This is a genomic window from Pseudalkalibacillus decolorationis, assembly GCF_024609785.1.
GTDB classification, from domain to species: Bacteria; Bacillota; Bacilli; order Bacillales; family Fictibacillaceae; genus Pseudalkalibacillus; species Pseudalkalibacillus decolorationis.
In genome coordinates this window covers 144,536-155,964 of sequence record NZ_JANHJQ010000013.1, presented here as the reverse complement: position 1 = coordinate 155,964, position 11,429 = coordinate 144,536, and the positions used below count along the sequence as shown (strand labels likewise).

Below are 11,429 nucleotides of genomic sequence, written 5' to 3'. Positions count from 1 at the left end.
TCGTTGGGTAGGTTCCAATTGATATAATTCATGCAGGTCAAACAGGCTTTCTTGTCGTATAATAGTCATAGGGAGTCTTCCTCCAGTCTTAGAGTTTGTTTGGTCACTTACTCATTTCGACTTGTTAGGGAGGTACTCCTTTTTATGTGTCTTAAACCCCTTGAAGCTCTAAGGAGTTAATTTATGAAATTGATTCAAGATATTAAATATTCAGAAATATTAATCTACAAGGATGATAGTATGTTTTATATCATCCTCACTATTTGATGTAATTCGGTTGTCATCAGTCGGATAAGCTTGACGCTGTATTTACTAAAGACTGTAGACGTTTTTTCTTCAATGCTGTCAACGTAATCATTTCGTACATTACAGAAGACGCAAGAACAGCTGTAATTTCACCACTGTCATAAGTTGGTAAAACCTCGACTAAATCAAACCCAACAATATCGAGTCCGTCTAAGCCTCTTACATACTCCAATGCTTCATAACTTGTCGGCCCACCTACTTCAGGTGTACCCGTACCTGGAGCATACGCTGGATCAACAAAGTCAATATCATAGGAAACAAATACAGGACGATCACCAACACGGCGGTGGATGCGTCGTATCACTTCTGAAAATCCAATTTCCCTAACTTCTTTCATTGGAATTACTTCAAAACCTAATTTTCGAGCATCTTCTATATCATCAGGGCTATAAAGTGGACCACGCATACCTACCTGAATAGAATGATCTACATCCAAAAGCCCTTCTTCTACTGCACGACGAAACGGTGTTCCATGCATATACTTTTCTCCATAATAATTATCCCAAGTATCACCATGAGAATCGAAATGAACGAGTGCAACTGGACCATATTTTTTGTGGAAAGCACGAAGATTTCCTAGAGAAATGGAATGGTCCCCTCCCATAATAATAGGAGTAATTCCTTTCTCGAGAACAGGCGCAAGTTCAGAAACCATGTTATCGTATGTGCGATGGATATTGCCAGGAATCACATCAATATCCCCGTAGTCCACACCGGAACAGTATTCAAAAATATTAATATCCATATCCGGATTGTAGGGACGAAGCAGTACTGAAAAATTACGAATGTGATGTGGGCCATATCGTTGTCCGGTACGATTTGAAGCGGCTGTATCAAAAGGAACACCTAACACAACAAAATCTACATTATCTGTTGTCTTAATTTGTTCCAATCTCATAAAAGTACGTACACCGCAAAAACGTGGTGATTTCGAAGAGTCTTTTGGTTGATACATAATAATCCCCCTATTTTTTAAAATGTACTTAGTTATAATGCATGAACTATGCCAACATTGAACACTAAGGAAAACGGGGGATTTTCAGAAAGACCCGATGCAATAACGCATTAAAACGAACATAAATAATGCGGTTATGCATTTGAATGCGTTTTTGCATTAATTCCATATTTTTTTAGTTTCCTAACAACATTCGATTGATTCAACCCAAGGTATTCAGCCATTTCGTATGTCGTCCTATACTGTCTGGCAGCTCTCTTTAACCAACGGATTTCAACTTCTTCGAGAGCTTCCCTCAAGGTTGTACTCCTCTCTTCCAACTCCTCAATAAGTAAACTATCCGTGTTTTGCAAGCGTTCTTGTTGGATATAAAAGGGTAATGAGTCAGGATAAATAGTGTTAGTCTCTGCTGTAATTACGAGTCGCTCTATCATATTCTGAAGCTCACGTACATTTCCCGGCCAGTCGTGAGCCACTAGCCCCTCTATTGTTGTTGCATGAAAAAACTTGCTCATCCCATATTTTTCATTGAACTTTTGTAGATAGTAATGCGACAGCATAGTAATATCCTCTTTACGTTCTCTCAAAGGAGGAATCGTAATTGAGATCACGTTTAGCCTATAAAAAAGATCTTGTCGAAACTTCCCCTGTTTCACCATTTCTGACAAGTCCTGGTTGGTCGAAGCAATTAATCGAAAATCAATGGATTTTGATTTTATTCCCCCTACTCGAGTAACTTCTTTCTCCTGAAGCACTTTTAACAACTTAGCCTGAACTGGGAGAGGGAGCTCACCAATTTCATCGAGAAACAGTGTCCCTTTGTCAGCAAGCTCAATGAGTCCTGGCTTCCCTTTTTTGTTAGCTCCCGTAAACGAACCTGCTTCGTATCCAAACATTTCGGATTCAAATAAAGACTCAGGAATAGCTCCACAGTTTACTTCGATAAACGTTTCTTTTTCTCTCTGGCTCCCTTTATGGAGGGCTCGAGCAAATACGTTTTTCCCTACTCCGGATTCTCCCAGAAAGACAACTGAAGCGTCGGATTTTGCTACTCGCTGTACAAGCTGCCAAGTTCGCTGAATTGACTTACTTTTGATAACCATGTTTTCTAGGCCATGGTCTTTTTCCCTAATTTCTAGTATTTCCGATTGATATCTTTCCATGGTTGTTCTTAATTCTTCGTAGTCTTCTTTCAAATGCTGGAGTTCTGTTAAATCATGTGAAAAGCTAATGACTCGTATAATTTCACCTGCTTCATCGTATACCGGAATCCCTGTTGCCATGACCGAACGTCCGGTTGAAGTGTGCTGCATCACCTGTACTTCCTTACGCTCTTTTAATACCATTATGGTTACAGATGGTGAAAGTACATTTTCCGCTTCGAGTTCAATAACGGTCTTCCCAATTAAGGACGAAGAATCAGTTCCATAAATGGCACTGCTATTTGGACTAGCTCTTAACACAATCCCTTCTCCATCCGTAATTACAATGTTATCTTTTGATGCTCTTACTAGAGCATCAAGTTCAATCTCCAGTATCTCAAGCTTCTCCATGTAACCACCAATCTTTCGTAGAAATATTTTTAATTTAAAATAACATTTTGTTAAGAACCTTGCTAAGAAATAATATAGTAAAGCCTATTAACCGCTTCAGCTATTTTTTCTTCTTGAATGTTTGCAAAGCCAATAACTAAATCAATGCTATTATTTTCCTTATATTTGTGTTTTAGCATAAAACGTTTCATTGAATATATTTCAAGTTTTGCTTGATTAGCCATTTTTTCAATTTCATCATGATCTTTATTCGTTTTAAAATGGGCAAAGATATGAAGCCCCGCTGGTACATCCTCAATATGAATATCATTATTAAAACGTTGTTGAAGCTCATTTATTAAAATTTTCCTTTTCATTTCATAATGATGATTCATCCTTTTTACATGTCTATTGTACTCACCATTTTCTATAAAATAATGCAATGTGAATAGATTGAGTGAATTACTAGACGGCATTAAATCAGAGTAATACCGGCGATATTCTCTTAATATATCTGGTGGTAACACCATGTAACTAATACGTAGGCCAGGAAACATTGTTTTCGAAAAAGTACCAGTATATATAACACGTTGATTTCGATCTAAACTTTGTAATGCGGGAATATTATCTGTTTCATACTTAAATTCACTATCATAATCATCCTCTACAATATACCTATCATTAGAATAGGTCGACCAATTTAAAAGTTCAATACGTCTGGAAATCGGCATGATTTTACCAGTCGGAAATTGGTGCGATGGTGTCACAAACGTAAAATTTGCTTTTGATGATTCAACTTCTTTTATATCAATGCCTTTTGCATCCATTTTTACAGGATGAACGTCAAATTGCATATTTTTCAGTAAAGAATACATTCGAAAGTATCCAGGATCCTCCATTGCGATTACTGAATTATTTTTCTGCATCTCCATTAATTGGCGTATTAAAGACATAGTACCTGCCCCAATTATAATTTGCTCGGGCTCACAAATAACCCCACGGGTTAAGGCTATCAAGTGACAAATCGTTTTTCTCACGATGTAAGGACCTTGAGGATGAGTAATTTCTGAGAGCTCTCTATTGTGAATATCTATCGCTTTTTGCTGACACTTTAACCATTTTTTAAAAGGAAATAACGATATATTTGAGGTCATATGAGAAAGTGAAAGCCATCCTTCCTTATCCATGAAACTTTCTTTTAAATCACTCGGTAGTTGATTTTTTAATAGGTCCCCTTTATGGATAAACTGGGTAATATTTTCAACATAGTACCCTTTTCTTTCAGTCGTATAGATATATCCCTCAGCAAGCAACTGCTCATATGCATTCATAACCGAATTAACACTGACCTTTAATTGATCTGCTAATATTCTTTTTGAAGGCAACTTCTCACCAGGTTTCATCCTCCCTTCTAATATACTCACCTTTATTGCCTCATAAATTTGTTGATATATAGAATTCGTTTTCAAATTTTTATCTATAGTTAAATAGATCATGATCATCCCTCTTATCTCTGGTACCCTCATTTTTTCCCTTTTGGTGCTTTTCATTATACCAAATAGTTGTCATGATTATCACTATATTCAAATAATTAAATCATAAATTATTAAGAGGGGGATAATAATGACAATATCTTATTTATCTACTAAAGAATTACAAGATAAAAGAAAAAAATATGTTCCGAAAGGTGTAAGTAATGGTAACTTAAACATCGCACATACGGCATCGGGGGCAACCATTTCGGATATCGATCAAAATGAATGGATAGACTTCGCAGGTGCGATTGGAACATTAAATGTAGGCCATAGTCATCCAAAAGTAACTGCAGCCGTAAAAGAACAAGTGGACAAGTTTTTGCATCCTGGATTCAACGTTATGATGTACGAAGGATACATTGCTCTTGCCGAAAAATTATGCGAAATAACGCCTGGTAATTTTGATAAGCAAGCGATTTTCTTTAATTCAGGTGCAGAAGCTGTAGAAAATGCGATAAAAGTTTCTCGCCGTTATACAGGACGACAAGCTGTAGTTTCTTTTACCCGGGGGTACCATGGAAGAACGAATCTAACGATGGGGATGACAAGTAAAGTCAAACCATATAAATTTGGTTTTGGCCCGTTCGCTCCTGAAATCTATCAAGCACCATTTCCTTATTTATATCACAAGCCAAGTGAAATGACAGAAGAAGCATATATTGATCAAAAGATTGAGGAATTTAAAGACTTTTTCATTGCTACAGTAGCTCCAGAAACGGTTTCTTGTGTGATAATGGAACCCGTCCAAGGTGAAGGCGGTTTTATTATACCTCCTAAAAAATTTGTTCAAGCTGTAAGTGATTTCTGTAAAGAACACGGAATTGTATTTGTGGCAGATGAAATTCAAACAGGATTTGGTCGTACAGGAAAGTTATTTGCCATTGATCATTTTGACGTCACACCAGACCTAATCACTGTCTCAAAATCATTAGCAGCCGGTTTACCTTTAAGTGGTGTTGTAGGTAAATCTGAAATATTAAATGTTGCAGATCCAGGTGAATTAGGTGGAACATATGCAGGAAGTCCAGTTGCATGTGCTGCTGCATTGGCTGTGATCAATGTTATAGAAGAAGAGAATTTAGTTCAAAAAGCTGAGATCCTTGGTCAAAAAATCGAAACAAAATTAAAAGAACTTTATGAAAAACATGATTACGTCGGAGATATCCGCCGCCTAGGTGCAATGGTAGCAGTGGAAATAGTAGAAAATCGGACGAACAAGGTCCCAAATAAAATCAAAACAGCTGAAATCGTAAAATATGCCAACGAAAATGGGCTATTACTTCTTTCTGCTGGATTAAAAAGTAATGTCATTCGCTTCTTGGCACCATTAGTCATCACCGAAGAAGAATTATCAAAAGGACTCTCTATATTGGAAAAAGCATTTGAATAAAATTCGGTTTGATAGGAAGGGATGAATATATGGACAAAAAATTTTCCAAATCTATGTCTAAAGTAGATGTCTTATTCTTAGCCATGGGTGCAATGCTCGGATGGGGATGGGTTGTTCTTTCAGGTGAGTGGATATCCAAGGCAGGGTTTTTAGGAAGTATAATTGCCTTTCTGATTGGTGGACTTTTAGTCATTTTCATTGGTCTAACATACGCTGAGTTAGCAGCAGCCTTACCTGAAACGGGCGGTGGCCTAGTCTTCGTATTACGAGCATTTGGTAAGAGAACTTCTTTTGTAACTGCATGGGCTGTTTTATTTGGCTATGTTTCCGTTATTACTTTTGAAGCGGTCGCATTGCCAACAGTTTTAGATTATATATATCCTGTGCAACATAAAGGATACTTATGGACATTAGGCGGCTGGGATGTTTACTTAACCTGGGCTCTAATAGGATCTGTTGGCGCTATCCTTTTAACGGCTTTAAATTACTTTGGTATTAAACCAGCAGCGATTTTCCAATCCGTTTTTACCGTTGCTATTGTTTTGGTTGGTCTACTATTAGTGTTCGGAGCGTTTAATAATGGGAATACAGCCAATATAGAGCCTCTATTTAGAAATGGAATCGGGGGCACAATGTCCGTATTAATAATGATCCCATTTTTATTTGTTGGTTTTGATGTCATTCCACAAGTTGCGTCCGAAATTAATGCACCACCAAAAATTATTGGTCGTATCTTAATTATATCGATTATTACTTCTGTTATCTTTTATTTATTAATCGTGTTTGGGGTTACAACTGGATTAACAGAGTCACAACTTGCTAGTTCACAATTAGCTACCGCTGATGCGATGGTAAATTTATTCGGAAGTCAATGGTTCGGAACCATTCTTGTACTAGGCGGTGTAGCAGGAATTGTCACAAGTTGGAATGCATTTATTATAGGCGGAAGCCGCATTCTTTATGCGATGGCAATCCGAAATATGATTCCGCAATGGTTTGGTTATATTCATCCAAAATATAATACACCAACGAATACAATCCTTTTCCTAGGTATCCTTGCTTTTACCGCACCCTTTCTGGGAAGACCAGCTTTAGTCTGGATAGTAGACGCTGGAGGGGTGGGAATTGTAGTCGGTTATCTGATCGTTTCCCTTGCCTTTTTAAAGCTTAGGAAAACGGAACCAAATTTGGAGCGTCCGTATAAAATTAAATATTGGAAAACTGTAGGTTCACTTGCAATCATATTAAGTATTGTATTTATAAGTTTCTACTTACCTGGTATGCCTTCTTCTCTGATCTGGCCAATGGAATGGATTATATTAGGAACCTGGTGTTTTATAGGCTTTTGCTTATATATAACACGTACAAAAGAAAGTAGTAGTGAGGTGCATGGCAATGCCAAAACAATTCAAAGTGAATAATCCTGCCACAGGTGAATTAATTGCTGAGGTAAAAGTGAACTCTGAAGAAGAAATTAAACAATCTTTAAAAAATGGGCATGACAGTTTTGAGAAGTGGTCCAAAATTAACGCGCATGAACGATCAAGATTATTAAGAAATTGGTCTCATATAATACAAGAAAATAAAGAACAAATAGCAGAACTGATGACTTTAGAAAACGGCAAGCCACTAAAAGAATCATTAGGTGAGGTGGACTATGCGACTAGCTATATTGATTGGTATGCTGAGGAAGCAAAACGGATATATGGCCGCACGATTCCAGCAGCTACTGAAACAAAACGAATTGTCATTAGTAAACAACCGATTGGATTGGTCGCTGCTATTACTCCATGGAATTTTCCAGCAGCTATGATGACTAGAAAAGCAGCGCCTGCTTTAGCAGCTGGATGCACATTCATTGTGAAACCTGCAGAAGATACACCATTAACGACAATCAAATTAATAGAACTCGCTCACGAAGTCGGAATTCCAACTGATGTCGTGCAATATGTAATTGGGGACGGCAAAGAAGTTGGTGACTTGTTCACAAATAGTGAATATGTACGGAAAATTACGTTTACCGGTTCTACTCCTGTAGGAAAGTCCTTAATCAAAAATAGTGCTGATACTGTAAAACATGTCACCATGGAATTAGGTGGTCACGCTCCTCTAATTATTGCCGAAGATGCTGACCTAGAATTTGCTGTCAGTCAAACGATTATCTCAAAGTTTAGAAATGCTGGTCAAACTTGTGTGTGTACCAATCGTATAATTGTACATGAAAATGTTGTCGAAGAGTTCTCTAAAAAGTTAACAGAAAAAGTCAAAAAATTAAAAGTTGGCAATGGGTTAGAAAAAGATACACAAATAGGTCCTATTATAAACGAAAAGGGATATGACAAGATCGTTTCACAAATTCATGATGCCCTCGATAAAGGCGCTGAAGCACTTGTCGGGAATCAATATAATGCTAATAAGGAACAAGGTTATTTCTTTGTATATCCTACCGTATTAAAAAATGTCAATTTAAATATGATGATCATGCAAGAGGAAACGTTTGGACCAGTAGCTCCGATTATAAGTTTTAAAGAGATTGATGAAGCTATAGAAATTGCCAATAGTACTCCATACGGACTTGCAGCTTATTTCTTCACAAATGATTATAGAACAGGAACTTACTTACATGATCATTTAGACTTTGGTATTGTAGGATGGAATGACGGTGCTCCTTCTGCTGCCCATGTACCATTCGGAGGATTAAAAGAAAGTGGGCTTGGACGTGAAGGCGGTACTGAAGGGATTGAGCCATACTTAGAAACAAAATACTTATCTATTGGAAATGTTTGAACATACTCACTAACTCTCCTTGAATTAGTAGAACCTACATGGCCGCATTATATAGATTAATACTTGCGTTAAAATCCTTTGTCATAGTGGGTGTAAACTTATCATGCCCACTCATGAAGTTTAGGGTTTTTAACGCTTTTTTTATATCCAAAACAAGGTAGGAATTAACAGGATGAATTGAAGTTTGCTGCTAGACATTTGTTGTTTATAGGATGTTTATTTAAGGGTATTGAAATGTGTAGAAACTATTCTGAGACTAAAAAATTCTCTTTTTGCCACTAACATGATGAAAAAAGCATTGGCTAGGTCTCATCATGTTAATGACAGCAAGACAAATATGAGAATACTAGTTTGTGAATTTGGTGGTAACATTTGATTTATAGATTATATCCTCAGAGGGTTGCATAAGAAAAGCGCAAGTNCAAATATGAGAATACTAGTTTGTGAATTTGGTGGTAACATTTGATTTATAGATTATATCCTCAGAGGGTTGCATAAGAAAAGCGCAAGTGCCCTGCTTAGCCACGAAGGTCACTGGAAGACCGACGAGGAGGCTGTTGCCGCCGCAGGAGGACTGAAGTGATCCAAGTGGTTGGGCGCTGAAGCTGGACATTACATCCATGCCGCAAACTTTTATACTTTCTGGTGTAAATAAAGGGTCACGCCTCCCCCTTATACAGAATTATGATGCTTCATCTGCGGAGTCCATATCGATTTCTGGCGGTTGCTTTTTAAATCCTTTAGTTAGGAATAGTAGGTAGACAAAACCTATTGTTGTCCATACAGCTCCTAATATTAATGCATTCTTGTCTAGATTAATGAATAAAAAGAGATCTAGACCAGCTCCGATGAACGGTAACACCAAGTAAAGCAATAGATCTTTTCCTGATCTTCTCTTGTTTCTTACATAGTAGTGAGAGATGACGGAAATATTTACAAAGGTAAAGGTAGCAAATGCTCCAAAATTAATAAAAGAAGTAGATGTAGTGACATCCGTTACAAGAGCTAATAAACCTACAAACCCGATCATTAGTAAATTAAAAACAGGGGTTCTATAGGTTTCACTGATATAGCCAAATATTTTCCTCGGTAAAACAGAGTCTCTTCCCATTGCATATAATAAACGAGCAGCACTTGTTTGGGCTGATAATCCTGAGGAAAACTGGGCGATAATTAAACCTGCCAAAAACACGGCACTAAATAAATTCCCACCAATTTGTTGAGCAATTTCAAAGGCAGCTGAATCTGGGTTTGTAAAAGAACTAAAATCTGGATGTATTAAGAATAAGAAATATGAAGAAACAATAAAGATGAGGCCACCAGATAAGGCAATCAAGAATATGGCTTTCGGAATTGTCTTCTCAGGTTTAATTGTCTCCTCGGACAGGGTTGTTACAGCATCAAAACCGAGGAAAGAATAACAAGCAATTGCAGAACCCGCTAATAAAAAAGAAAAAGAAGATGTTGGATCTATAAAAGGGTCTATAGAAAAAAGCGTTCCACTTCCCATTCCATTGGAGAGGCTTATGATACATAATACAAGAAAAATTGCAATAACAAGTATTTGAAATACCATCATAATAAAGTTAACATTCGTAGTTACTTTTATCCCAATTATATTAATGATTGTCGTAATGGCGATAAACCCGACAATCCAAACCCATGAAGGGACTCCAGGGAATGCAGCATTTAGATATACTCCACCTATTAACCAAATAACCATCGGTAAAAATAAATAGTCTAGCAGTACCGACCATCCTACTAAAAAACCTAAATGAGAACTTACAGATTTCCGAGTGTACGTGTATGCTGATCCAGAGGCTGGAAATGCCTTTACCATTTTTCCATAACTATAAGCAGTAAAAAGCATTGCAATCAGGGCAATAAGATAAGCGGTTGGCACAATCCCATGTGTAATTTCTGCTAGAACTCCATAAGTCCCAAATACAATCATCGGTGTCATATAGGCTAATCCGAATAAGACCACATGATACAAATTTAATGTTCGTTTTAAAGCTATATTATTACTCAATTTTTCTTTTCCCCCTTTGTATATCTAACCATCAATTTCTTTTAGTCTTAAATGTACGTTCATCATTACTCAGTTATAAAGTTCTGTTCTTCTGTTTTGGACATAATTTAATTTTTTATCCTTCAAAACATCCATATCCAGAGCAATCGTTTCAATCTGTTCTTTATTCTCCATTTTCATTAATGTATTACCATATAAATCTACTACGATACTTTGTCCAAAAAAATCAATCCCTTCTAGTGGTTCAGATTGATTGCATAATACAATTGGAATTTCATTTTCCATTGCTCGACTTTTCGAATAAATAGATTGGTAGTTCTCATATGGTTTCATATTTGCTAGAGGCACAAGAATAATATCCGCTCCCTTTAACCTTAATGTTCTTGCCACTTCTGGAAATTCAAGATCATAACAAATCATAATACCTATTTTACCAAATTTTGTATTGAAAATTGAAAGCTCATTTCCTGGTCTATAAATTTTTGTTTCTTGGTCAAATAGATGTGTTTTTCTATAAACGCCAACAATCTCGCCTGCATCATCAATGAGTGCACAAGCGATATAAATGCCTTCCTCTTCTCCATTTCCCTTTTCTATAAACGAAATTGCAGCGTAGATTTTATTTTCTTTACAAGTTTCCCTGAGTTCTTTAATACAAGGTCCTTCCATGGTCTCTGCGAGTTCAAATACGATTTTTGATGTACAGTAACCCGTTAAAGCCAATTCTGGAAACATAATAAAATGCGAATCCAGTTTTTTTGCTTCTTTTATCATATTTTTCATTTTATTCATGTTTCCTATCTTATTACCTATCTCTGGTGAAAATTGTGCAATAGTTAAATTAAACAAGATAATCCTCCTAAATTTATATTTAGTTTTAAATCTGCAAGAA

Annotated in this window: 8 protein-coding genes; 3 read left to right on the top strand and 5 right to left on the bottom strand. The window is 36.7% G+C overall.

The window, feature by feature from the left end; translation table 11 throughout:
• Positions 1 to 283: 283 nt before the first annotated feature.
• The 3 genes from speB to gabR form a co-directional block, all read right to left on the bottom strand.
• Positions 284 to 1,261: an agmatinase gene (speB, locus tag NON16_RS14235; RefSeq protein ID WP_257349981.1), complete on the bottom strand. Its 978-nt coding sequence runs from the start codon at positions 1,259 to 1,261 to the stop codon at positions 284 to 286.
• A 134-nt stretch (positions 1,262 to 1,395) separates the two neighbouring features.
• A complete protein-coding gene (locus tag NON16_RS14230) occupies positions 1,396 to 2,814 on the bottom strand; it encodes a sigma-54 interaction domain-containing protein (RefSeq protein WP_257349979.1) in 1,419 nt (472 codons plus the stop codon).
• A 62-nt stretch (positions 2,815 to 2,876) separates the two neighbouring features.
• Positions 2,877 to 4,292 (bottom strand): MocR-like transcriptional regulator GabR, encoded by a 1,416-nt coding sequence (gabR, locus tag NON16_RS14225; RefSeq protein ID WP_257349993.1) that lies wholly within the window; start codon positions 4,290 to 4,292, stop codon positions 2,877 to 2,879.
• 124 nt (positions 4,293 to 4,416) lie between these two features.
• Between gabR and gabT the strand changes: the two genes are divergently transcribed.
• Genes gabT through NON16_RS14210 form a run of 3 tightly spaced genes read left to right on the top strand, consistent with a single transcriptional unit; the run spans position 4,417 to position 8,505 of the window.
• The gene (gene gabT / locus NON16_RS14220) at positions 4,417 to 5,718 is read left to right on the top strand and encodes a 4-aminobutyrate--2-oxoglutarate transaminase (protein ID WP_257349977.1); all 1,302 of its coding nucleotides are present in this window, start codon (positions 4,417 to 4,419) and stop codon (positions 5,716 to 5,718) included.
• Positions 5,719 to 5,747: 29 nt separating this feature from the next.
• The gene (locus tag NON16_RS14215) at positions 5,748 to 7,139 is read left to right on the top strand and encodes an APC family permease (protein ID WP_257349976.1); all 1,392 of its coding nucleotides are present in this window, start codon (positions 5,748 to 5,750) and stop codon (positions 7,137 to 7,139) included.
• Positions 7,114 to 8,505 (top strand): NAD-dependent succinate-semialdehyde dehydrogenase, encoded by a 1,392-nt coding sequence (locus NON16_RS14210; protein ID WP_257349975.1) that lies wholly within the window; start codon positions 7,114 to 7,116, stop codon positions 8,503 to 8,505. The genes NON16_RS14215 and NON16_RS14210 overlap by 26 nt, the downstream gene beginning before the upstream one ends.
• 682 nt (positions 8,506 to 9,187) lie before the next feature.
• Here the strand turns inward: NON16_RS14210 and NON16_RS14205 are convergent.
• Both NON16_RS14205 and NON16_RS14200 read right to left on the bottom strand, forming a co-directional pair.
• Positions 9,188 to 10,537, bottom strand: a complete 1,350-nt coding sequence (locus NON16_RS14205; protein WP_257349973.1) for an APC family permease — start codon at positions 10,535 to 10,537, stop codon at positions 9,188 to 9,190.
• A gap of 69 nt (positions 10,538 to 10,606) precedes the next feature.
• Positions 10,607 to 11,386, bottom strand: coding sequence for a carbon-nitrogen hydrolase family protein (locus tag NON16_RS14200; RefSeq protein WP_257349972.1), 780 nt, complete (start codon positions 11,384 to 11,386; stop codon positions 10,607 to 10,609).
• Between the last annotated feature and the right edge of the window lie 43 nt (positions 11,387 to 11,429).

Bases quoted from the DNA above. Each gene is read 5' to 3' on its own strand.
- NON16_RS14210 (WP_257349975.1), top strand. From the start codon at position 7,114: ATGCCAAAACAATTCAAAGTGAATAATCCTGCCACAGGTGAATTAATT.
- speB (WP_257349981.1), bottom strand. From the start codon at position 1,261: ATGTATCAACCAAAAGACTCTTCGAAATCACCACGTTTTTGCGGTGTA.
- NON16_RS14230 (WP_257349979.1), bottom strand. From the start codon at position 2,814: ATGGAGAAGCTTGAGATACTGGAGATTGAACTTGATGCTCTAGTAAGA.
- gabT (WP_257349977.1), top strand. From the start codon at position 4,417: ATGACAATATCTTATTTATCTACTAAAGAATTACAAGATAAAAGAAAA.
- NON16_RS14215 (WP_257349976.1), top strand. From the start codon at position 5,748: ATGGACAAAAAATTTTCCAAATCTATGTCTAAAGTAGATGTCTTATTC.